The following is a 23,152-nucleotide window of genomic DNA, read 5'->3' as shown; positions in this document are numbered from 1 at the left end:
GTTATACAAAAATTGCAATTATGCCTTGTAATAGCCCTATTATGCCCCCTAATAAAAAACCTAAAAGCATAATTAATTTCAGTTCTTTATTTGCGATATCAATAATTAATTTTTCTATATAAGCTAAATCAAATGTATTAATTTGTTCTTCAATCATTTGTCTTAAATTAATCTTTTTCATGATTGGAGATATATGTTTAGATATATTCTCTATAATAACATCTGTTAGTTTTTGAGAAACTTTGCTTTCTAAGAAATGAATAAAGCTTGGCATTAAAGTATTAAACGATTGTTTTGATACTTTATCTACATCTAAATAACCAACGGCTAATTCAGTTACAGAAGTTTTAAATGAATTGTACTGACTTTCACTAACAAGTTCATTTAAATTTTTAGCTTTCATAGTCTCATATTCATTATCAATGACCTGTTTTGCAATTGCCTTAGCTTTAGGATGTTTAGTTAAACGAATAAGTTCATGTTGAATACGATCAGCTATACTCTCTTTAGTCATAAACATTTGTAATAATCCAACTATTTTACCTTTCTCGTTGAAGAAAGTCTCCAACATAGATGCAATATCAGCCGCACCTTTTTCTGAATTGAGGTACACACTTGCTCTTTCAAATAATAAATCAGGAACTAAATCTATTTTACTATCAATGCTAGCTTCTATCTTTTCAGGAATAATCTGTTTGATAGGTGTAGTTTGATTATCTTGGTAAAATTCATCTAATTTATTTGAAATCATTAAGTCTAATTTTTCATTTGCTAACTGCGTAACATCTAAATCTAACTTATCAGCAAAATATTGCAATGTCATATGTTCTTGCTTTAATTTTCGAATTTGATTGAGTAATACTTCTTCAATTGCTTGTCTTGAAGATGGTGCATTTAATTTTGATTGGATTAAACTTTCCGTTAATAAGTGTTCTTCAACAACTTGACCAATCTTATCAGCGACTTCTTTTCTACGTTTTGGTATTAATCCAGGTGTAAAGGGCACACGTTTATTAAAAATATAATAGGTTTTAAATGGATGAAATAGCATTCTAACTGCTAAAATATTTGTTACTCCACCTATCAATGACCCAATCACCATCATAAATACAATTATTAAAAAAGTTTGCATAGATGATTTCTCCTTTGAATTCTATACTTTATTTCTGTTTTATTGAAAGACTATTTTAAATTACAATCATTTTTACATTGTATAATACTTACTATAAAAATGTGTAATAAAAATACCTTGTTTTTCAAATTTAGTTACTTAATTTATCTTAAATATCACAAGTAACTATAACAAAGTTACAAAACAACCAAATAAAAAAAAGACCTAAATCTTTGTTTAGGTCAAGTAGAGTAAAGTGACTAAATCATTCATATACAATTTAAAGTCCCATGTCACCCAATTATATAAATAATGATTCTCCTATCACAAAATGAATTAATATTATACGTGCATTAATTCTTCTTTTGATATTCTGCCGAAGTATGTTTCAGCTTCTCTTAATTTAGACGTTCCAAATATTGGTTGCGTTTCATTATTAAGCACACGATAGATATCACTTACTTTATTACTTTGTAAGATAAATCCGTTGCGGCTATCAATCGTATTCCAGTATATGTCACTTGTTGTTGAATGGTTAGGGTATGCACAATGATTACGAGAAATCGTTTGTACCATTTCTAAAGGATCACAACCAAAAGTACTATTTAAAACATCTGAATCTCTGAATAATGCACAAATTGACACACACGTAGTCCAGTTAGGTAATACTCTCTCTTTTTCTATTTGTACTAATGTCTTTTTTGAAAGACCAATAGTTTGGGCCATCGTATCTTGCGTATAACCTGCTTCAATACGTACCATTTTAAATTTTGTTTGAATTAAATCTGTGAATTGCTGTCTATCCATTACTTTAATCTACCTTTCATAAAAGAATATTTTATCCGGACACAAGAAATTGCAATAATACACGCTTCTTGAAACACAAATTACATCTTAATACAATTTTCAAGAAAATAAAAGAGTGAAATGAAATTTTCATCGTTTTTTATCATTGGCGCAATTATCAAAATAATCAATCTTATATCTTATAAATAAGTTACAAACAAAAACATTTTGATTGTAAGCGTATTATTTTTGTGAAAAGTGTCATTTTCCTAAATTACTTATTACTCTTTTAAGATAAAAACACTATTTATCATTATAGCCTACTTTACCTATTTACGCATAGAAAAAGATTAAAAAATTTTAAAAGTTATCAAATTGAGCTATAATCGTTTACTTTTTTCTGAATTTTCATTATACTCTGAGTTACTTTTCAAAATTAGAGGTGCTTAAAATGGAAGATAAATACATATTACTAGCTACATGTTCAGACAAAGTTGGAATTACATCATTAATCACAAATATCATTTCACAATATGATTCTAATATTTTACATTTAGATCATTTTACTGAATATGGTCATGCACAAGATGCGGATGGAAAATTATATTTAAGATTTGAATTTAATAAAGTACCCTTAGTAAAAGAAGCTTTAGAAAAAACACTAAGTGAAAATGATATCGAATTTAATTTATTCGATAATAGTCATAAAACTAAAATCGCATTATTTGTTTCAAAAGAAGACCATGCGTTTAATGAAGTTTTACTGAGAGTGAAACGTGGAGAAATACCTGCGGAAATTGTATGTGTTGTCAGTAATCACGAAAATAATAGACATTTTGCAGAAACGTTTAATATTCCTTTTTATTACGTACCTAGTAATAATGCAAAAGATTTAGTTGAAAAAGACATTTTAGATATTTGTGCTAAACACGAAATTGAACTCATTGTATTAGCAAAATATATGCAAATTCTAAGTGATCATTTCGTGAGCCAATACCCAAATCAAATCATCAATATTCATCATTCCTTCTTACCTTCATTTATTGGAGCAAATCCTTATAAACAAGCTTGGGAACGTGGGGTGAAACTTGTAGGAGCTACGAGTCACTATGTAACTTCTGACTTAGATGAAGGCCCTATCATTGATCAAGATGTGACGCGCATTACTCATCGTTATAATGTCCAGGACTTAAGAAAAATTGGTCGTCATGTTGAATCAAGTGTATTAGCACAAGCTGTGGAATACCATGTACAACACAAAGTAATTGTTACAAAAGGAAATAAAACAATCGTATTTAATTAATAGTACAAACAGTAATAGCAATATAAAACTAGAGAGTATCAATAAAATTAATAAACTAAAAAAGAGCCTATAAAGGCTCTTTTTTAGTTTAAATGATTTACTTCATCATGATTACTTATGTTCTAATCTCTTAAAATTTATATTTAGAGAGTTAATCCATTTTAAAACAAAAACTTGTTAAATTGAAGCTGCTTGCGTACTAGTAGTCTCTTTACTTAAAACTTCCATATCATATCCATCGTCAGTTTCTGTATATTTTATCTTAACTGTTTCTCCGTCTTTTTCTACTTCCGTAGGTAATTCTTTAGATTCTCCATCTTCATCAGTAAGCGTAACCGCCCCATCTTCAGCTTGAGTACCCTTGATACCCTCTTTTAATTTAAGATGTACTGTACTATCATCCTTCTTGCTCACTTCTACAGGATTATCTATACTTGCAGCACTTGCACTATTGAAGACACCTACTAACGAAATAATCAAAGCAGCAACCATTAAACTTACTAACCCCTTACTTTTCACAAAATTTAATGTATCCATATAGAAAATTCCTCCTTAATATGTTGTAATTTATTTTGATTACCTTGCAACATGGTTATAACACTAACAAAATATTCAGAATTTTTAAAGTTTTTATATAAATATATTCTAAAAAACTTTCTGTTTCGATTTGAATTTGTAATTTTAATTTATATTAAGTAAATTCCTTATTTGTTGCATACATTTAAAAATGATATACTAGAAAAAATTTCACTAAAGACGGAGGGTTTATTATGACATTAAAAGCTCACCATCCAGAGTTTTCGCTATACGCTGCTATGAAAGTTTTTACAGCTCAAGCAATTCCAGGTACTTTAACACTTCTAAATGATAAAATTTGCTTTAAAGCAAGTGGTGTACTGAAAGGAACAGAAATTAAAGATACTTTTCACTTTAAAGATATTAAAAATATTAAATTTGGTTTTTCATTTTCTCCATTCCGCATTGTTATAATAGATAACGATGGCGAATCGTGGATTTTCGATCAAGTGAATCGTAAAGATGCCAAACAATTTATAGAAATTTACAACTCCGTTAATAAAAATTAAAGTCTGAAGTCATTCTTACTTAGAAATCAAAGTATTTTGTTCTCATCTAAATTAATAACTATACATATTTTTAAATTGGCATTTAAAGAAGCCTCTCATTCAATTGTTTGAATGGGAGGCTTCTTTATTAAAATACCATTAACTAATTATGCTTGAGCTTTTTTAGCATCTTTTCTGTCTGCTTGATTTGAAATAATCATAGCACAAGCTGCATCACCTGTAATATTTACAGATGTTCTTGTCATATCTAACAATCTATCTATACCTAAAATAATACCGATTGCTGCTGGATCTAGTCCCACTGCATTTAATACCATTGCTAACATAATTAAACCAACACCTGGCACACCTGCAGTTCCAATTGATGCTACAACTGCAATCACTACTACAGTAATAATTTGACCAATTGAAAGATCCACGCCTGAAATTTGAGCAATAAAGATAGTTGCTACCCCTTGCATAATTGCTGTACCATCCATATTAATTGTCGCACCTAAAGGTTGAACAAAGGATGCAATTTCAGGTCTCACTCCCATTTTCTTGGTACATCTTAGTGATACTGGTAACGTTGCTGTTGAACTAGAAGCACTAAATCCAAGCGAAATCGCTGGAATAAATGCTTTGAAGAATTTCAATGGACTTGTTTTCCCTATAAATTTAACTGCCGATCCATAAACTACAAAGAAATGAATTGCGAGTGCTAACAATACGATAAAGAAGTACATACCTAATTGTTTAATAGCACCAAAACCTGCTCCTGTAAAGGCATGTGCAACTAAACCAAACGTACCAATTGGTGCAAAGACACTCATAATCATTGTCACGATGTACATGAGTACTTCGTTGGTTTGTTCAAAAAATTTATGTACCATTTGTGCTTTGGAACCAACCATAATAAGACCGACCCCAATAAAAATAGCAAATGTGATAATTTGAAGCATATTTTCATCAGTCATTGATTGTAATGGATTCTTTGGAAATAAATTAATTAAAGTTTGATCGAACGATTGACTGGCTGCAGCACTTTGTGAGCCCTCTTCTTTATCTAAAGTTTTTTGATAACTAGAAACATCTTCACTATTTAATAAATCAGATTTACCTTCTCCTGGATTAAATATCAATGCCAAAGACATAGCAATTGTAATTGCTAAAGCTGTAGTTGCTAAAAAGAATGTAATTGTTTTTAAACCTATACCACCAAGTAGTTTCGGGTCCCCAACCCCTACCACTCCTAAAACGATTGATACAAATACTACTGGCACTACTAACATAAATATTAAATTCAAGAAAATTTGCCCAATAACATTAAACACATATTTATCAACATTAATTACGAATGCAGATTGTGCAAACATATTAAAAATTGAACCAACGGCAATACCTAATATTAATGCTATGACAATCTTCATTGAAAGGTTTTTTGTTTTCATTGCATTATCCCCCCTATTGTTTATTACTCTGTATTATATAGTAATTTTATATAAATAAAAGCAAAATTTGAAAATAATTACAAAAAAATGAATCCGCTTCCAATACTGTAGATTCGCTATACTAAATGAGATTGTTTTGCATCGCATATATCGCTGCTTGTGTGCGATCAGTTACTTGAAGTTTGTTAAAAATATGGCTCACATGTGTTTTTATAGTTTTCTCAGAAACAAATAATGATTCTGCAATTTCTTTATTTGTTTTACCTTTAGTCATCTCTGCTAGCACTTCAGATTCACGCTTTGATAATTTATTAGTAAAATGTGGCTTTTTACTCACCGCTTCGATGACACTTTGCGCTTGAGGGTGTATCGTTTTCTCGCCTGAAAGTACTTTCTTAATTGTTTTTATTAATTGGTCTGGCTCTACATCTTTCATCTCGTATCCATCTGCACCCTTATCAATTGCGGAAATGACATGTTCATCGTCCACATAACTTGTAAGGACTAAAATTTTCACTTCTGGATACGACTTTTTCATCATTTCTGTAATTTCAATACCATTCATTTCTGGCATAACTAAATCTAATAATACAATATCAGGTAATTCATTTGTTTCTAAATATTCAAAGAAAGATTTACCGTCTGAAAACCCTCCTATAACATCTATATCATCAACAGTAGATAATAGGAATTCTAATCCTTGTCTTACGATATGATGATCATCCACGAGTATAATTCGATGCATGTTAAACTTCCTTTCAAAAAAACTATAATGGAACTGCTATATGAATTGTAGTGCCTTTATTTTGAGTTGAATCTATTTCTAATTTACCATTAATCAATTTTGTACGTTGTCTCATATTACTTAAACCATGAGAGTCTGGTGGGTTGGATTTATTAATATTAAATCCTTTGCCCTGATCTACTATATCAATAGTTAAATAACTATCTTTTTGAATCAACGATAAATCTATTTGTTTGGTACCACCATGTTTTTTTGTATTATTCATTGCTTCTTGTATAATACGATAAATATTTTCTTCAATTATACTTGGCAGATTGATCAGACCATCTACTTTAACAGTTAATTCAAGTTGTAAAAGCGTGCTGTATTTTTTCAGTGCGTTAACTAAACCTTGTTCTAATCCAACTGGCTTTAATTGCCAAATCAAAGCTCGCATCTCGTTAACAGCTTGTTGACTTGTTTGTTCTATCACTTGAAAAGCCTTGCGTGATACTTCTTCATTGGTAATTCCTTCAGCTGCATGGGCTGTTAATTTTACAGAAAAAAGCATTTGATTCACTGAATCATGTAAATCCCTTGCTAAGCGATTTCGTTCACTTATGCGAGCTGCTTCTTTTTCTTGATCCGTTAGCCAAATACGTTTGATTGCAGAGCCAATTTGAAATGCTACAGACTCAAGCATTTCTAAATCTTCTTCACTATAATGCGTTGTATGTGGTGTAGCAACATTTAATAGTCCGAATTGTTCTTCCCCCGACCTTAGCGGTACAGTTGCATGATGCGTGACACCATCTGTTTCATCATGATATGCACGGTTTGCAAGGTTGATACGCGAACAATTAATGATATTAGAAGCTTTGGTCAATTTCTTATTTTGATAAGCTTGAACACACCAGCACGTGCCTTCACACATATATTTACAATTTTGTTTGGCTAATGCGCCTGGTAAATCTATATGAGATACAAGCTCATGTTGACCTGAATCATCAATAAAGAAAATCCAGCCTGTTGTAAACTCGCTTCCTTGAATTAAAGACTTCAATGCACCTTGCATCATACTATATGTTTCTGTTTCTACATTTAAAAATTCTGCAATTTCTTTTAATAAAGCAAGTCTAGTCGGTTTTTCCATTTAACCAGTCCATTCTTTTATACAATATTACTTTACATATATTATACAGACTCATAAACTAATTGAAAAATATAGTTACGATTAACCTACAAAATGATTTAATTAACAATAAAATAAATTTCATAGAATTACTATGTCTAATATTTTTAACACGTTGTTTATGGTATGATTATATATGATAATCAAGGAGGATACTATGAAATTTGAAATCCCTATTAAATATAATCAATTAACATTGAGAGAAATTTTTCAACAATTGCACTTACCTAAAAAAGACTTACATAATTTAAATATGTCTAAGTTAATTACAATTAATGATGAACCAGCAACATTAATGTCTAAAGTAAACACTGGTGACATAGCTTATATTCCTACACCAGAAGAAGTAAGCAATTATTTACCAAGTTATCGATACGCTCAGATTTATTACGAAGATGACGATATCGCTGTTGTAATGAAACCAAAAGGTGTTAAAACACACCCGAATGATTTAAAAGAGAGTAATACACTCATGAATCACGTTATCTATACAGTCAAGAGTGATTACGTTGAGCCAATACACCGCTTAGACCAAGAAACAGTTGGTTTATTGATTGTTGCTAAAAATCCATTAATGAAGAAAATTTTAGACCGTATGTTGGAAGAAAATGAAATTGATCGTATTTATAAAGCAAATGTGCACAGTTTATTACCTATCAAACCACAAACGATTGATATGCCAATTGGCAAAGATAAATTCCACTCAAATAAACGTAGAGTGTCACCTACTGGACAAACTGCAATTACACATATTATTAATTCTAAAATGATTAAAGAAGATGTAAGCGAAGTAGATTTAAAATTAGATACAGGTAGGACCCATCAAATTCGTGTTCACTTAGCTGAAATTGGCCATCCAGTAATTGGTGATCCATTATACGGTAATTCAACACTAAGACAACTTCAACTAAATAGTTATAAAATTGAATTTATCCACCCACTTACGCAAGAAACAATTTCAGTAAGTATGGACGATGAAATTTAAATCATATTAATATATTACAAAAAAAGCCAACGCCTTCTATTTAAAGAAGCGTTGGCTTTTTAAAGTATTTTTTATTTTGGTTCAACCATGTCTTCAGGTTTGATCCACTGTTCAAATTGTTCTTCGGTCACATGACCTGATTGTATCGCAGATTCTTTTAATGTAAGACCTTCACGGTGTGCTTTTTTAGCAATACTTGCAGCATTTTCATATCCAATATGTGGATTTAGAGCAGTCACTAGCATTAATGATTGGTTTAAATAATTATCTATATTTTCATGAATTGGCTCAATACCAACTGCACAATTTTCATTAAATGTTTGCATACCATCTGCTAATAAATAAATTGATTGTAATGTATTATGCAAAATGACAGGTTTGTATACGTTAAGCTCAAAATTACCTTGAGAACTTCCAATGCCTACTGCAGTATCGTTACCCATAACTTGTACTGCTACCATTGTTAACATTTCACATTGTGTCGGATTTACTTTTCCTGGCATAATAGATGAACCTGGTTCATTTTCAGGAATAGATAATTCAGCAAGCCCTGCACGCGGGCCTGATGCTAGCCATCTTATATCATTAGCAATTTTCATCAAGTCAGTTGCTAATGCTTTTAAAGTACCATGTAATTGAACCACTTCGTCGTGTGCTGTTAAAGCATGGAATTTATTTTCAGATGATACAAATGCATAACCTGTATTTTTTGAAATGAATTTAGCTACTTTATCGCCAAATTCTGGATGTGCATTAATACCTGTACCTACAGCTGTACCGCCAATCGCTAAATTTAAAATGTGTGCTTTTGATTCGCCTAATAAAGTTTCACATTTATCAAGCATGAAACGCCATCCACTAATTTCTTGTCCTAAACGAATAGGCGTTGCATCTTGTAAATGCGTACGTCCAATTTTTATAACATCGTTAAATTGTTCTTCTTTTTCTTTAAAAGTATCACGCAACGCTTTTAAAGTTGGTTCAAGTTTTGTTTCTACTTCATTATATAATGCAACATGCATTGCTGTTGGGAATGTATCATTTGAACTTTGTGATTTATTAACGTCATCATTCGGATGAATCGTTTCATCACTGCCTTGTGATTTTAAATATTCATTAGCTACATAACTTACAACTTCGTTTACGTTCATATTACTTTGTGTGCCACTACCTGTTTGCCAAACCACTAATGGAAAATGTTCATCTAGCTCTTTATTAATGACACGGTCACAAGCATAAACAATGGCATCTTTTTTAGCATCTGATAGTTTTCCTAATTCATTGTTAGCTAAAGCTGCCCCTCTTTTTAACTGAGCAAATCCGTAAACAACTTCAATTGGCATTTGTTCCTTACCTACTGGAAAATTGCGTTTACTTCTTTCTGTTTGAGCACCCCAATATTTATCTGCAGGTACTTCAATTTCACCGAATGTATCATGTTCAATTCTAACTGACATTTCAAATTCTCCCCTTCATTATTCGTTATTCAGCTTTAGTATAGCATTAATTATTTTAAAGGGGCAATCGTATTATAGAGCGTTTACATATTATTTTATTTTAAACTGTATTTATGAGTTATTATTTTACTTTATTAACTATAACATTTCACTTTTCCATAAAAAAATACCGTCAAAATCAATAAGATTTTACGGTATTTTTTATAAATCATCTAACACTATGAAATTTAACTTTCTTTAGTAATGTTTATTTTGTTGAATTGTACTTTTGCTGCTTGTATTACGCCTACTGCTGTTAATATGAGTAGAATCGCACCGATAACCATAGTAACAGGACTAATCGTAACTAATGTACCTAAGAACCCAGTTAAACCATTATAAAAATCTCCTAATGGTTTAAATAGCAATACAGTTATTACAATACAACATATCACACTTATAATAATTCCTGTTTGATTACCTTTAACAAACGTAGAAGCATTAACTTGATCAACAAGTCCACGCGATAAATTTATCTGCAATTTTATAACTTTAAATAACACGGGTAAGTAGAGTGCACCAATTGCCATAGGAAAGCCTTTAATAGAAATTAAATTAACAATGACAGCACTAATCATAATGTATTTCCAATACTTACTTAACATATGTATAAGTCTCCTTAAATCCAATAATGATATAATAATAACACATTCACTTTTAACTTGGCATTTCTTTTTAAATTGAAAATAATTTATCGTGTTATTTGAAAATCAAAAAGTTAAATTTTCATCTTCTTAAAGTCTCGATTGCTATAAAAAGACATAGAAATAGCCCTTTGTGAATAACAAATTCAACAAAGAGCTAAATTAAAACTAATCTTTTAAATCTGAACGAACTTCTGGATCATGTGATTTATCTAACTTAGCTTCATCATTTTCCTCGGAAATTTGTTCCATTTCCTTACCAAGTTCTACTACATCTTCGTAGTCACTGACCATTTCATTTTCAGGTTCAAATGCATCATTTTGTAAATGCTTATTATCTTTTTCGTTTGCCATACCTATCACCTCACATTTTTATATTAAGCAAAACGTGCTGTGAAATAATGTCTTACATCTTCAGGTAATCCTTCTGCTGCCGCTTCATCTAAAACCACATTTACCATGCGATGTGCTTTTAAATCTGACGGTTCAAAGTTTGTTTTACCATTTTCTTCATATAATTTGTGAACAACTTCTTTTTTGTCAGCGCCAGTGATAATTAATATAACTTCACGTGCTGAAAATAGACCTTGTTTTACACTTACGTTCAATTTTCCATTAGTATCAATTGATAGTACTTGTGTAATCAATTTACCTTTATTTTCTTTTGTTTTAATTTTATCACTGATAAATGATTCAGTGTCTTCATTAAATGAAACATTATAAATTTGACCTTCAGGTACACCTAAAGCTTCAAAATAAGATTTATTATCGTCATAATCTAAAATGTTGATTTGACTAAAGTCTACAGGATGATTATCTACATTTTTCTTTAATTCATCTAATACTGGTGAATTATCATTAGAAAGGTGTAGACCTGCAATAGTCGTCGGATTGTTGTTAAATTGTTTTCTTAATATATCTGCAGCATATTCAGCTACAATTTTTTCGTTTTCTAAAACTTTAAAGTTCATTGCCATAGTAATTACACTCCTCTTTTTATTAAGACGCGTTCTAGCATTATTTTTATTAATACCCTTGATGTAATGGAGATAAACCACAACATCACTAATGTATCAATTTAATTAACTAAATGCTAAGTTATAAGACTTATCTCTATTATACAAATCTACCACATTATTTTCATTCATTTAGCGCATTTATTAATGTAATTCTGGAAAACTTTGTTGTCGTAATGCTTCGTAAATAAGTAATGATGCTGTATTAGATAAGTTTAATGATCTAATATTATCATTCATAGGAATACGTAATGCCGTTTCTTGATACGTTTCTTTCACCCAGTCAGGTAATCCTGTCGTTTCACGTCCGAAAATAAAGAAATGATCATGAGCAGTATCAGTAAAATCAAAATCTGAATATGTTTTCTTTCCAAATTTAGTTAATAAATAATAAGTGCCCTCTGTTGCTTCAAAAAAGTCTTCGATACTTTCATGATAAGTAATATTAACAGTTTCCCAATAATCTAATCCAGCACGCTTTAACATCTTGTCATCTGTACTGAAACCAAGTGGCTTAATCAAGTGTAAATGTGTATATGTGCCTGCACATGTTCTTGCTATACTGCCTGTATTACCTGGTATCTGTGGTTGATATAATACTATGTGATTTGTCATTCTATTTTTCGCTCCTCGTTTCAAGTCCTTTTAACATTTCAATTTGAACCTCTTCTAGTTCATTATCATAATGTTGTTCAACAAATGGTCTAGCAGCCTCGCCTTGAATTTGTCCTATCGCCCAATATGCTGTAGCTCTGATCATAGGTCTTGGATCATCTAACGCAACATTTTGTAATTCTGGTATTGCTGTTTCTTCTTTGAAATGTGCTAAAGCAATAATTGCATTACGTTGAATCGGTTTCTTACCTCTCCATGCTCCTGCTAAATGACCATAAGTATTTTTAAATTCTTTATTACTCATTTTTAATAAAGGCACGAGTCTTGGTTTTAAAATTTCAGGTTCTAATACTATATCGTCATGTTGTGTGTTAATCCCTTTATTTTTCGGGCACACTTGTTGACATGTATCACATCCATAAAGTCTATTACCAATTTTATAACGATATTCATCTTCGAGATAGCCTTTCGTCTGAGTTAAAAAACTAATACATTTCTGACTATTTAACTGTCCATCTCCAACGAGTGCTCCTGTTGGACAACGATCGACACAAATCGTACAATCGCCACAGCTATCGATTAACGGGTCATCAGGAGCAAAAGGTATACTAACTAGCATCTCGCCTAAATACGTCCATGTGCCAAGGTCAGGATTGATGACAAAGCCATTTCTTCCTACAAACCCAAGCCCTGCACGTTCTGCTACAGCACGATCAGATAATGCTCCCGTATCTACCATTGATTTAATTTCAACGTCTTCTACTCTAGATTGTAAATACTCACCTAATTTGTCTAACCGTTTTCTCATAATAGTATGATAATCTTGCCCCCAAGAAGCTCTGGCAAACATACCTCTTCTGTCTCCACGGACACTTTTAGGCGCACCTTTTAATTTATTTGGATAGCCAACGCCGATTGCTATAATAGATCTCGCTGTTGGCAAGTTTAATTTCGGTTCTGTTCTTAACTCTATATCAGATTCTTCAAAACCAGATGCATAACCTTTTGCATGATAATCCACTAACTTTTGCTTCATTTCATCGAAAGGATCAGCTGTCGTAAAACCAATACTATCAATACCAATTGAATGGGCATAGTCTATAACATCTTGTTTTAATTGGTTTAAATCCATTTTCATACACCCCACCTTAAAAACATACATTCTACAGTTTAACACATTCGTATGGCTTTAGAGTATTAGCTATAATACTTTTATTATAATTTAAATATAAAAAATTAAAAGACCAAATCAATAACATAAGATTGATTTTAAACAATCCTATGTTACCAATTCAGTCTTATTATTAAATAATTACAAAACTCTTGATAAGAAGTTTTTCGTTCTTTCATGTTGTTGGTGGTCAAAGACTTCTTCTGGTGTCCCAGACTCAACGATGACACCATCAGCCATAAATACCACTTTATCACTTACATCTCTAGCAAAATGCATTTCATGGGTTACAACTACCATTGTCATACCCTCTTTAGCTAGATCTTTCATAACTTTCAATACGTCTCCTACAACCTCTGGATCAAGCGCTGATGTCGGCTCATCAAACAATAGAACTTCAGGGTTCATCGCTAATGCTCTAGCAATTGCTACCCTTTGCTTTTGACCACCAGATAATTGTGCTGGATATGCATCAGATTTATCCTCTAGACCCACTTTTTCTAATAACAACTGGGCCTCTTTTTTCAAGTCATTTTGATTCCCTTTTTTTAATAAACTAGGCGCTAAAATAACATTATCTATTACTTTTTTATGCGGAAATAAATTGAAATTTTGAAATACCATCCCCATTTGTTGACGCAATTTTTCTAATTCTGTATCTTTACTCGTTAAATTATTGTCTTTAAATATAACTTCACCACTTGTTGGCGTCTCTAGTAGATTCATGCAACGCAGTAAGGTACTTTTCCCACTACCTGAAGGACCTATGATTGCTACTACTTCGCCTTGATTTACAGTAAAATCAATACCTTTTAGAACTTCATTTTTACCAAATGACTTGTATAAGTTTTTAATATTAATCACTAACTTTCAATCTCCCTTCAAAGAAATACATAATTCTAGATAATGTAAATGTGAGAATAAAATACAGTATAGCTGCTATGATCAATGGTGTGAACGGATCAAATGAGGCACCTTGAACAACTTGTGCATTAAACATAATTTCACTAACACCGATTACAGATACTATAGAAGATTCTTTAATTACTGTTACAAACTCATTACCTAAGGCAGGTAAAATATTTTTAATAGCTTGTGGTAATATAACTGATTTCATAGTTTGGCCATAAGATAATCCTAAACTACGTGCAGCTTCAGTTTGTCCTTTATCTACTGCATTTATACCGGCTCTAATAATTTCAGCAATATATGCAGAACAGTTAATTACAAGCGCGATCATACCACAAATTAATGCAGAAATATTTAAACCTAATACTGCTGTTGTACCAAAATAAACTAAAAATACTTGCACGAGCAATGGTGTGCCTCTTAAGAATTCAATGTAGGCGGAAGCTAACCATCTTAAAACTCTAACTTTACTTAGTTTTAATAACGCAATAAATGCACCAAACACTGCACCTAGCACTACTCCCACAATTGAAATGAGTATCGTATTTTGAATACCTTTTATAAAGAAGTTTCCATATTTAGTAAAGAAATTTCCTTCGTCCTTTTTCATTGCTTCTGCAGCTGATGCTTTATAATCTGCTAGTAAACCTTTATCTTCAACATCTTTAATAGTAGCATTAAGTCTTTGCATTAATTCAGGGGAATTTTTAGGTACTGCAATTGCTGTTTGTTTCGTACCTTCATTAAATTTCACGTCATCTGCAAATGCTAAATCTTCATTTTGTTTCAAGTAAGCTTCTGCAACTGGTCCTTCAATAACCATCCCGTTTATTTTGCCACTCTTTAATGACATGATTACTTCAGGTACTCTCGTTAAAGATTGTATCTGTGCATTTTCAATTTCTGTTTGAGCAATTTTTTCTTGTTGTGTTTGTTTTTGTACACCAATTTTTTGATTAGCAAAATCATCTATATTTTGAAATCTATCTGCCTCAGACTTTTTAACAATCATTTTTTGTTCAACCGTCATATATGGATTTGAGAAATCTACCTCTTTTTCACGTTCAGGTGTTGGTGTCATTCCAGAAATGATTAAATCGATTTTCCCAGTTTTAATTGCTCCTAACAAACTATCAAATTGCATATTAACAATTTTTAGCTTTACATCATTGTCCTTTGCAATTTTCTTTGCCAAATCAATATCAATACCGGCATATTCAGATTTACCATTCACATTATGTTCAAATTCATAAGGTGCATAATCTGCAGATAAACCTACTCTCAATTCTCCACGTTCTTTAATTTTATCCCATTGATCTTCTTCTGCTGCTTGAGCATCAGGATTTATGTATGTAATTATGGTACTAATAAATATAATAAAGACCATAAATAGTTTAATAGTGTGTTTCATCTTGGTTAACCCCTCTCTATATAATTAATTATTATACATAATAACGTAATATTATTCAATAACTTTTTATACAAAAGCTATCTATAATAGTGATTTTTTTATAAAAAAGACAAAATATGCATTATTTATGTATAAAAAAAGACCTAATATACATTAGGTCAATTAAAATTACTGTTTAGGAATTTCAAAACTGTATATGTCATCAGTATATTTACCAATGAATTTTTTACATAACTCATGAACAAAAAATGCTGCAACAAAAGGAATAATGAAATAACCAAATATTAATAATATGATATTCATTGTTGGATCTCCAGACATACGGTTAAAGGCGTTAATTGGCCCTACAAGTCCGGTATAACCAAAACCAGCTGACATCGGTGTACCTTCAATACCAATAAAGTAAGCAATCAAGCCACCTATAATACCATTAATTGTTAAAGGTATCGCGATAATTAAATGTCTGAAATAGACAGGTATCATCATCTTAGCTGCGCCAATAATTAATACTAGATTCACACCAGCACCATTAACTCTTATTGATCCAAATAGGAATGTAACACAGGCTGCAACAATTCCCATATTAGCTGCACCACTACCTAGTCCAGATAGACTAATTGCTGTTGCAATAGCTACAACCGATATTGGCGTTACCATCAGCAATGAATAAGTCACACATATTAACACTGACATCAATAATGGATTGAGTTCAGTGAATGAATGCACTATATGGCCTAAACCTTTTGTAACATTAGATACATAGCCTAATGTATATAGACCAATAATTCCGCTTACTACAGGAATAATGACTGGTAACAAGATCATTTCTAATGAACCCAATTTATTCTGTAATATTAAGTATAAAAAGCAAGCAATAATTACAACCAAAATAGTATTAATAATATCACCAATACCATTTAGTATAAATCCATCAGGAGTAATTTTAACAGCTCCACTACCTAACATAGCAGAAACACCTATCATCGTAGCCCCTGCACCATTAAATTTAAATTGATGTGCAGCTAACACACCTATAATAAAAGCCATAAATGATTGAATCAAAACTACTAATTGATATATTGTTTCTAATAATTCATTACCTTCTTTAAAGAACTTTAACAGTTCACCTAATAATGCATTAGGTATTAACGCAATAACTACCCCTGCACCAACAGCTTGTAAGATATTAGCAAAAAATTGCCTTCCATTTGGTTTAGTTGTTTTAATTTTGGTTGATTTAGTTTTAACCATTGAATTTTCCTCCAAATATAACATTAGACTAATAATATTATACTTTACCAAAAACTACAATATTTACTTTAATTATATTAATATTGCATAGCTTGTGTTATAAAGTGATATTAAGCAATTGAGTAAAATAATTAAAGGCATTAGCATTTAACAAACTTTAAACATAAAAAAGCAACCCCATCTTATGAGATTGCTTAACATGTACATCTAAGTACGTTATATATACCGGCGGTCGGGATCGAACCGACACTCCAAATCAATGGAACGGGATTTTGAGTCCCGCGCGTCTGCCAATTCCGCCACGCCGGCCCAATTAAATAAATAAAAAACTCCCTATGTGGAAGTATCAATGGAGCGGAAGATAGGACTTACACCTATACCCCATTCCGGGAAGGAACGTGTTCTAAAAGTTGAACTACTCCCGCATGAAAATAATATTAAATTTGGAGCGGAAGATAGGACTTACACCTATACCTCGTTCCGGGAAGGAACGTGTTCTGAAAGTTGAACTACTCCCGCATGGGATATAATTAAATTTGGAGCGGAAGATAGGACTTACACCTATACCTCGTTCCGGGAAGGAACGTGTTCTAAGAATTGAACTACTCCCGCATGGGATATAATTAAATTTGGAGCGGAAGATAGGACTTACACCTATACCTCGTTCCGGGAAGGAACGTGTTCTAAGAATTGAACTACTCCCACATATTGATGGAGGCGGCAACCGGATTTGAACCGGTGATAGAGGTTTTGCAGACCTCTGCCTTACCACTTGGCTATGCCGCCAATAAAAACTGGGCTAGCTGGATTCGAACCAACGAGTGACGGAGTCAAAGTCCGTTGCCTTACCGCTTGGCTATAGCCCAAAAATACAAAGGGCGGATGGTGGGGATCGAACCCACGAGTGTCGGAACCACAATCCGATGTGTTAACCACTTCACCACAACCGCCATGGCAGGGGCAGTAGGAATCGAACCCACATCAAAGGTTTTGGAGACCTGTATTCTACCGTTGAAATATGCCCCTATTAAATTAAAGTTATATGGTGGAGGGGGGCAGATTCGAACTGCCGAACCCGAAGGAGCGGATTTACAGTCCGCCGCGTTTAGCCACTTCGCTACCCCTCCAAAAAGATGGTGCCGGCCAGAGGACTTGAACCCCCAACCTACTGATTACAAGTCAGTTGCTCTACCAGTTGAGCTAGGCCGGCTTGCATTAAAATGATTCAGGACAGAGTCGAACTGCCGACACATGGAGCTTCAATCCATTGCTCTACCAACTGAGCTACTGAACCATAACAATAATGGCGGTCCCGATGGGATTCGAACCCACGATCTCCTGCGTGACAGGCAGGCGTGTTAACCGCTACACTACGGGACCTAAAATATAAAATTGCGGGAGGCGGATTTGAACCACCGACCTTCGGGTTATGAGCCCGACGAGCTACCGCTGCTCCATCCCGCGGTAATAATATTAATGGCGGAGGAAGAGGGATTCGAACCCCCGCGGGCCGTTAAGCCCCTGTCGGTTTTCAAGACCGATCCCTTCAGCCGGGCTTGGGTATTCCTCCAAAAATATTAGGTAAATAAATTATATTCAATTATTATAAAAATGGCGGAGGAAGAGGGATTCGAACCCCCGCGAGCCGTTAAGCTCCTGTCGGTTTTCAAGACCGATCCCTTCAGCCGAACTTGGGTATTCCTCCAAAAAAATTATATGGACCTTGCAGGATTCGAACCTGCGACCGAACGGTTATGAGCCGTTAGCTCTAACCAACTGAGCTAAAGGTCCTAAATATAATTTACAACTAATAATTAGTGGCGGTGGAGGGGATCGAACCCCCGACCTCACGGGTATGAACCGTACGCTCTAGCCAGCTGAGCTACGCCGCCGTTGTAATTTAGATTGCATTTAAATATATGGTGGAGACTAGCGGGATCGAACCGCTGACCTCCTGCGTGCAAAGCAGGCGCTCTCCCATCTGAGCTAAGCCCCCATATTATTTTAAGGATATCGGGAAGACAGGATTCGAACCTGCGACCCCTTGGTCCCAAACCAAGTGCTCTACCAAGCTGAGCTACTTCCCGTAAAATAGTGCGCCCGACAGGGGTCGAACCTGTAACCTCTTGATTCGTAGTCAAGTACTCTATCCAGTTGAGCTACGGGCGCATAATTCTATTTTTATGGGATAATGCCGAGAACCGGAATCGAACCGGTACGGTGATCTCTCACCGCAGGATTTTAAGTCCTGTGCGTCTGCCAGTTCCGCCACCCCGGCAAAATAATGGAGCAGAAGACGGGATTCGAACCCGCGACCCCGACCTTGGCAAGGTCGTATTCTACCGCTGAACTACTTCTGCATATGCGGGTGAAGGGAGTCGAACCCCCACGCCGTGAGGCGCTAGATCCTAAGTCTAGTGCGTCTGCCAGTTCCGCCACACCCGCGATATTAAAATAATGGTGAGCCATAGTGGGCTCGAACCACTGACCCTCTGATTAAAAGTCAGATGCTCTACCAACTGAGCTAATGGCTCAAAACATGGTGCCGGCCAGAGGACTTGAACCCCCAACCTACTGATTACAAGTCAGTTGCTCTACCAGTTGAGCTAGGCCGGCTATTAAAAATAAATGGTGGAGGATGACGGGTTCGAACCGCCGACCCTCTGCTTGTAAGGCAGATGCTCTCCCAGCTGAGCTAATCCTCCGTATAAAATTGCCTGGCAACGTCCTACTCTTGCGGAACGTAAGTCCGACTACCATCGGCGCTAAGGAGCTTAACTACTGTGTTCGGCATGGGAACAGGTGTGACCTCCTTGCCATTGTCACCAGACAATGAAATATATAAAAATTATACATTCAAAACTAGATAGTAAGTAAAATTTGATAATGCCAAACAAAACACTTTTTAAATTTGATTAAGTCTTCGATCGATTAGTATTCGTCAGCTCCACATATCGCTATGCTTCCACCTCGAACCTATTAACCTCATCATCTTTGAGGGATCTTATAACCGAAGTTGGGAAATCTCATCTTGAGGGGGGCTTCATGCTTAGATGCTTTCAGCACTTATCCCGTCCATACATAGCTACCCAGCGATGCCGTTGGCACGACAACTGGTACACCAGAGGTATGTCCATCCCGGTCCTCTCGTACTAAGGACAGCTCCTCTCAAATTTCCTGCGCCCACGACGGATAGGGACCGAACTGTCCTCACGACGTTTCTGAACCCAGCTCGCGTACCGCTTTAATGGGCGAACAGCCCAACCCTTGGGACCGACTACAGCCCCAGGATGCGATGAGCCGACATCGAGGTGCCAAACCTCCCCGTCGATGTGAACTCTTGGGGGAGATAAGCCTGGTTATCCCCGGGGTAGCTTTTATCCGTTGAGCGATGGCCCTTCCATGCGGAACCACCGGATCACTAAGTCCGTCTTTCGACCCTGCTCGACTTGTAAGTCTCGCAGTCAAGCTTCCTTATGCCTTTACACTCTATGAATGATTTCCAACCATTCTGAGGAAACCTTTGAGCGCCTCCGTTACTCTTTAGGAGGCGACCGCCCCAGTCAAACTGTCCATCTGACACTGTCTCCCACCATGATAAATGGTGCGGGTTAGAAATCCAACACAGCAAGGGTAGTATCCCACCAACGCCTCGACGTAAGCTGGCGCTCACGTTTCAAAGGCTCCTACCTATCCTGTACAAGTTGTACCGAATTTCAATATCAGACTACAGTAAAGCTCCACGGGGTCTTTCCGTCCTGTCGCGGGTAACCTGCATCTTCACAGGTACTATGATTTCACCGAGTCTCTCGTTGAGACAGTGCCCAAATCGTTACGCCTTTCGTGCGGGTCGGAACTTACCCGACAAGGAATTTCGCTACCTTAGGACCGTTATAGTTACGGCCGCCGTTTACTGGGGCTTCGATTCGTAGCTTCGCCGAAGCTAACCACTCCTCTTAACCTTCCAGCACCGGGCAGGCGTCAGCCCCTATACATCACCTTACGGTTTAGCAGAGACCTGTGTTTTTGATAAACAGTCGCTTGGGCCTATTCACTGCGGCTCTCCTGGGCGTTAACCCTAAAGAGCACCCCTTCTCCCGAAGTTACGGGGTCATTTTGCCGAGTTCCTTAACGAGAGTTCGCTCGCTCACCTTAGAATTCTCATCTTGACTACCTGTGTCGGTTTGCGGTACGGGCACCAAAATTCTAGCTAGAGGCTTTTCTTGGCAGTGTGAAATCAACGACTCGAGGAAACAATTTCCTCTCCCCATCACAACTTGACCTTAAGAGTGCCGGATTTGCCTAACACTCAGTCTCATTGCTTGGACGTACAATCCAATAGTACGCTTCGCCTATCCTACTGCGTCCCCCCATCGCTTAAAACGAAATTTGGTGGTACAGGAATATCAACCTGTTATCCATCGCCTACGCCTATCGGCCTCAGCTTAGGACCCGACTAACCCAGAGCGGACGAGCCTTCCTCTGGAAACCTTAGTCAATCGGTGGACGGGATTCTCACCCGTCTTTCGCTACTCACACCGGCATTCTCACTTCTAAGCGCTCCACATGTCCTTGCGATCATGCTTCAACGCCCTTAGAACGCTCTCCTACCACTGTCCTTACGGACAATCCACAGCTTCGGTAATATGTTTAGCCCCGGTACATTTTCGGCGCAGTGTCACTCGACTAGTGAGCTATTACGCACTCTTTAAATGATGGCTGCTTCTAAGCCAACATACTAGTTGTCTGGGCAACGCCACATCCTTTTCCACTTAACATATATTTTGGGACCTTAGCTGGTGGTCTGGGCTGTTTCCCTTTCGAACACGGACCTTATCACCCGCGTTCTAACTCCTAAGATAAAATTGATTGGCATTCGGAGTTTGTCTGAATTCGGTAACCCGATAAGGGCCCCTCGTCCAAACAGTGCTCTACCTCCAATAATCATTACTTAAGGCTAGCCCTAAAGCTATTTCGGAGAGAACCAGCTATCTCCAGGTTCGATTGGAATTTCTCCGCTACCCACAACTCATCCGCTCACTTTTCAACGTAAGTCGGTTCGGCCCTCCATTCAGTGTTACCTGAACTTCAGCCTGGTCATGGGTAGATCACCTGGTTTCGGGTCTACGACCAAATACTCAACGCCCTATTCAGACTCGCTTTCGCTACGGCTCCACATTAACTGCTTAACCTTGCATCAAATCGTAACTCGCCGGTTCATTCTACAAAAGGCACGCCATCACCCATTAACGGGCTCTGACTACTTGTAAGCACACGGTTTCAAGTTCTATTTCACTCCCCTTCCGGGGTACTTTTCACCTTTCCCTCACGGTACTGGTTCACTATCGGTCACTAGAGAGTATTTAGCCTTGGGAGATGGTCCTCCCGGATTCCGACGGAATTTCTCGTGTTCCGTCGTACTCAGGATCCACTCAAGAGTGAACAAACTTTCGACTACAGGATTATTACCTTCTTTGATTCATCTTTCCAGATGATTCGTCTAATTTGTTCTTTTGTAACTCCGTATAGAGTGTCCTACAACCCCAACAAGCAAGCTCGTTGGTTTGGGCTCTTCCCGTTTCGCTCGCCGCTACTCAGGGAATCGATTTTTCTTTCTCTTCCTGCGGGTACTAAGATGTTTCAGTTCCCCGCGTCTGCCTTCAGATATGCTATGTATTCACATATCGATAACACGACATAACTCGTGTTGGGTTTCCCCATTCGGAAATCTCTGGATCAAAGCTTACTTACAGCTCCCCAAAGCATATCGTCGTTAGTAACGTCCTTCGTAGGCTTCTAGTGCCAAGGCATCCACCGTGCGCCCTTAATAACTTAATCTTTTCGACCTTCAACACGATAAAATCGGTTGAAAACCTAAAATGTTATTAATCTGTGAGTGTTCTTTCGAACACTAGCGATTATTTCTATTTTTTGAATTCAAGCTTTTTAAAACTCTAATTCACTCGGTTTTGCTTGGTAAAATCATAAATTTTACTTACATATCTAGTTTTCAATGTACAAAA

General features: G+C 35.5%; 18 protein-coding genes, 27 tRNA genes and 2 rRNA genes. 3 read left to right on the top strand and 44 right to left on the bottom strand.

The features are described from left to right. Position 1: 1 nt before the first annotated feature. Together SOJ_RS06360 and xdrA are read right to left on the bottom strand one after the other, a co-directional pair. Positions 2-1,132, bottom strand: a complete 1,131-nt coding sequence (locus SOJ_RS06360; RefSeq protein WP_002507246.1) for a DUF445 domain-containing protein — start codon at positions 1,130-1,132, stop codon at positions 2-4. A 321-nt stretch (positions 1,133-1,453) separates the two neighbouring features. After that, positions 1,454-1,918 carry an XRE family transcriptional regulator XdrA gene (gene xdrA, locus SOJ_RS06355; RefSeq protein WP_002507245.1) on the bottom strand — a complete coding sequence of 155 codons (465 nt, stop codon included), beginning with the start codon at positions 1,916-1,918 and terminating at the stop codon, positions 1,454-1,456. A 430-nt stretch (positions 1,919-2,348) separates the two neighbouring features. Between xdrA and purU the strand changes: the two genes are divergently transcribed. Beyond that, the gene (purU, locus tag SOJ_RS06350; protein WP_002507244.1) at positions 2,349-3,200 is read left to right on the top strand and encodes a formyltetrahydrofolate deformylase; all 852 of its coding nucleotides are present in this window, start codon (positions 2,349-2,351) and stop codon (positions 3,198-3,200) included. 177 nt (positions 3,201-3,377) lie between these two features. Here purU and SOJ_RS06345 read toward each other — a convergent pair whose 3' ends face one another. Further along, positions 3,378-3,737, bottom strand: a complete 360-nt coding sequence (locus SOJ_RS06345; protein ID WP_002507243.1) for a hypothetical protein — start codon at positions 3,735-3,737, stop codon at positions 3,378-3,380. A 233-nt stretch (positions 3,738-3,970) separates the two neighbouring features. On the opposite strand from SOJ_RS06345, the gene SOJ_RS06340 reads away from it, so the two are divergent. Further along, positions 3,971-4,285 (top strand): hypothetical protein, encoded by a 315-nt coding sequence (locus tag SOJ_RS06340; protein WP_002507242.1) that lies wholly within the window; start codon positions 3,971-3,973, stop codon positions 4,283-4,285. Positions 4,286-4,431: 146 nt separating this feature from the next. Here SOJ_RS06340 and SOJ_RS06335 read toward each other — a convergent pair whose 3' ends face one another. From SOJ_RS06335 to SOJ_RS06325, 3 genes are all read right to left on the bottom strand, one after another. Next, entirely contained in the window at positions 4,432-5,715 is a 1,284-nt protein-coding gene (locus SOJ_RS06335) for a dicarboxylate/amino acid:cation symporter (RefSeq protein ID WP_002507241.1), read from the bottom strand. A gap of 121 nt (positions 5,716-5,836) precedes the next feature. Continuing rightward, positions 5,837-6,460 carry a response regulator gene (locus SOJ_RS06330; RefSeq protein ID WP_002507240.1) on the bottom strand — a complete coding sequence of 208 codons (624 nt, stop codon included), beginning with the start codon at positions 6,458-6,460 and terminating at the stop codon, positions 5,837-5,839. Positions 6,461-6,482: 22 nt separating this feature from the next. After that, complete coding sequence (locus SOJ_RS06325; RefSeq protein ID WP_002507239.1) at positions 6,483-7,592, bottom strand: GAF domain-containing sensor histidine kinase; 1,110 nt, start codon at positions 7,590-7,592, stop codon at positions 6,483-6,485. A 196-nt stretch (positions 7,593-7,788) separates the two neighbouring features. Here SOJ_RS06325 and SOJ_RS06320 point away from each other — a divergent pair, with 196 nt between their 5' ends. Continuing rightward, positions 7,789-8,616 carry an RluA family pseudouridine synthase gene (locus tag SOJ_RS06320; RefSeq protein WP_002507238.1) on the top strand — a complete coding sequence of 276 codons (828 nt, stop codon included), beginning with the start codon at positions 7,789-7,791 and terminating at the stop codon, positions 8,614-8,616. A gap of 71 nt (positions 8,617-8,687) precedes the next feature. Here the strand turns inward: SOJ_RS06320 and fumC are convergent, their stop codons facing one another. The 38 genes from fumC to SOJ_RS06145 form a co-directional block, all read right to left on the bottom strand. Beyond that, complete coding sequence (fumC, locus tag SOJ_RS06315; RefSeq protein WP_002507237.1) at positions 8,688-10,073, bottom strand: class II fumarate hydratase; 1,386 nt, start codon at positions 10,071-10,073, stop codon at positions 8,688-8,690. Positions 10,074-10,300: 227 nt separating this feature from the next. Next, a complete protein-coding gene (locus tag SOJ_RS06310; protein ID WP_002507236.1) occupies positions 10,301-10,717 on the bottom strand; it encodes a hypothetical protein in 417 nt (138 codons plus the stop codon). 207 nt (positions 10,718-10,924) lie between these two features. Further along, positions 10,925-11,110, bottom strand: a complete 186-nt coding sequence (locus SOJ_RS06305; RefSeq protein ID WP_002507235.1) for an SAS053 family DNA gyrase inhibitor — start codon at positions 11,108-11,110, stop codon at positions 10,925-10,927. Between the two features lie 23 nt (positions 11,111-11,133). Continuing rightward, complete coding sequence (locus tag SOJ_RS06300) at positions 11,134-11,733, bottom strand: 6-phosphogluconolactonase (RefSeq protein WP_002507234.1); 600 nt, start codon at positions 11,731-11,733, stop codon at positions 11,134-11,136. A gap of 183 nt (positions 11,734-11,916) precedes the next feature. Continuing rightward, complete coding sequence (trmL, locus tag SOJ_RS06295; RefSeq protein ID WP_002507233.1) at positions 11,917-12,387, bottom strand: tRNA (uridine(34)/cytosine(34)/5-carboxymethylaminomethyluridine(34)-2'-O)-methyltransferase TrmL; 471 nt, start codon at positions 12,385-12,387, stop codon at positions 11,917-11,919. A 1-nt stretch (position 12,388) separates the two neighbouring features. After that, a complete protein-coding gene (queG, locus tag SOJ_RS06290) occupies positions 12,389-13,519 on the bottom strand; it encodes a tRNA epoxyqueuosine(34) reductase QueG (protein WP_037539488.1) in 1,131 nt (376 codons plus the stop codon). A gap of 180 nt (positions 13,520-13,699) precedes the next feature. Further along, a complete protein-coding gene (locus SOJ_RS06285) occupies positions 13,700-14,422 on the bottom strand; it encodes an amino acid ABC transporter ATP-binding protein (protein WP_002507231.1) in 723 nt (240 codons plus the stop codon). Next, entirely contained in the window at positions 14,415-15,878 is a 1,464-nt protein-coding gene (locus tag SOJ_RS06280; protein ID WP_002507230.1) for an ABC transporter substrate-binding protein/permease, read from the bottom strand. Before SOJ_RS06280 ends, SOJ_RS06285 begins: the two co-directional genes overlap by 8 nt. A 168-nt stretch (positions 15,879-16,046) precedes the next feature. Further along, positions 16,047-17,129 (bottom strand): PTS transporter subunit IIC, encoded by a 1,083-nt coding sequence (locus SOJ_RS06275; RefSeq protein WP_002507229.1) that lies wholly within the window; start codon positions 17,127-17,129, stop codon positions 16,047-16,049. Positions 17,130-17,352: 223 nt separating this feature from the next. Then, positions 17,353-17,438: transfer RNA gene (locus SOJ_RS06270), tRNA-Leu, on the bottom strand. A 41-nt stretch (positions 17,439-17,479) separates the two neighbouring features. Continuing rightward, a tRNA-Gly gene (locus SOJ_RS06265) sits at positions 17,480-17,554 on the bottom strand. A 19-nt stretch (positions 17,555-17,573) separates the two neighbouring features. Continuing rightward, positions 17,574-17,648 (bottom strand) — tRNA-Gly (locus tag SOJ_RS14380). Positions 17,649-17,666: 18 nt separating this feature from the next. After that, positions 17,667-17,741: transfer RNA gene (locus tag SOJ_RS14375), tRNA-Gly, on the bottom strand. 18 nt (positions 17,742-17,759) lie between these two features. Further along, positions 17,760-17,834: transfer RNA gene (locus SOJ_RS14370), tRNA-Gly, on the bottom strand. Between the two features lie 7 nt (positions 17,835-17,841). Further along, positions 17,842-17,915 (bottom strand) — tRNA-Cys (locus SOJ_RS06260). An 8-nt stretch (positions 17,916-17,923) separates the two neighbouring features. Beyond that, positions 17,924-17,995, bottom strand: a tRNA-Gln gene (locus tag SOJ_RS06255). A gap of 11 nt (positions 17,996-18,006) precedes the next feature. Beyond that, a tRNA-His gene (locus SOJ_RS06250) sits at positions 18,007-18,079 on the bottom strand. Between the two features lie 2 nt (positions 18,080-18,081). Further along, positions 18,082-18,155 (bottom strand) — tRNA-Trp (locus SOJ_RS06245). 17 nt (positions 18,156-18,172) lie between these two features. Beyond that, positions 18,173-18,256, bottom strand: a tRNA-Tyr gene (locus SOJ_RS06240). Positions 18,257-18,263: 7 nt separating this feature from the next. Further along, positions 18,264-18,339, bottom strand: a tRNA-Thr gene (locus SOJ_RS06235). Between the two features lie 11 nt (positions 18,340-18,350). Further along, positions 18,351-18,423: transfer RNA gene (locus tag SOJ_RS06230), tRNA-Phe, on the bottom strand. A 10-nt stretch (positions 18,424-18,433) separates the two neighbouring features. Beyond that, a tRNA-Asp gene (locus SOJ_RS06225) sits at positions 18,434-18,509 on the bottom strand. Positions 18,510-18,521: 12 nt separating this feature from the next. Continuing rightward, a tRNA-Met gene (locus SOJ_RS06220) sits at positions 18,522-18,593 on the bottom strand. 13 nt (positions 18,594-18,606) lie between these two features. Further along, positions 18,607-18,699, bottom strand: a tRNA-Ser gene (locus SOJ_RS06215). A gap of 42 nt (positions 18,700-18,741) precedes the next feature. After that, positions 18,742-18,834 (bottom strand) — tRNA-Ser (locus SOJ_RS06210). A 12-nt stretch (positions 18,835-18,846) separates the two neighbouring features. After that, a tRNA-Ile gene (locus SOJ_RS06205) sits at positions 18,847-18,920 on the bottom strand. Between the two features lie 27 nt (positions 18,921-18,947). Then, positions 18,948-19,021 (bottom strand) — tRNA-Met (locus SOJ_RS06200). A gap of 28 nt (positions 19,022-19,049) precedes the next feature. Further along, positions 19,050-19,125 (bottom strand) — tRNA-Ala (locus SOJ_RS06195). Positions 19,126-19,142: 17 nt separating this feature from the next. Next, positions 19,143-19,216: transfer RNA gene (locus SOJ_RS06190), tRNA-Pro, on the bottom strand. An 8-nt stretch (positions 19,217-19,224) separates the two neighbouring features. Beyond that, positions 19,225-19,298: transfer RNA gene (locus tag SOJ_RS06185), tRNA-Arg, on the bottom strand. Between the two features lie 23 nt (positions 19,299-19,321). Further along, positions 19,322-19,407 (bottom strand) — tRNA-Leu (locus SOJ_RS06180). Positions 19,408-19,414: 7 nt separating this feature from the next. Further along, positions 19,415-19,489 (bottom strand) — tRNA-Gly (locus tag SOJ_RS06175). 3 nt (positions 19,490-19,492) lie between these two features. Then, positions 19,493-19,574, bottom strand: a tRNA-Leu gene (locus tag SOJ_RS06170). Between the two features lie 13 nt (positions 19,575-19,587). Further along, positions 19,588-19,663: transfer RNA gene (locus SOJ_RS06165), tRNA-Lys, on the bottom strand. A 6-nt stretch (positions 19,664-19,669) separates the two neighbouring features. Next, positions 19,670-19,745 (bottom strand) — tRNA-Thr (locus tag SOJ_RS06160). 13 nt (positions 19,746-19,758) lie between these two features. Next, a tRNA-Val gene (locus SOJ_RS06155) sits at positions 19,759-19,834 on the bottom strand. A gap of 10 nt (positions 19,835-19,844) precedes the next feature. Then, positions 19,845-19,959: ribosomal RNA gene (rrf, locus tag SOJ_RS06150) — 5S ribosomal RNA — on the bottom strand. An 81-nt stretch (positions 19,960-20,040) separates the two neighbouring features. After that, positions 20,041-22,967 (bottom strand): 23S ribosomal RNA (locus SOJ_RS06145). Between the last annotated feature and the right edge of the window lie 185 nt (positions 22,968-23,152).

This window comes from Staphylococcus sp. OJ82 (assembly GCF_000294465.1).
GTDB classification, from domain to species: domain Bacteria; phylum Bacillota; class Bacilli; order Staphylococcales; family Staphylococcaceae; genus Staphylococcus; species Staphylococcus equorum.
The sequence above is the reverse complement of the archived record's forward strand: the minus strand, read 5'-3'. Positions and strand labels throughout refer to the sequence as shown.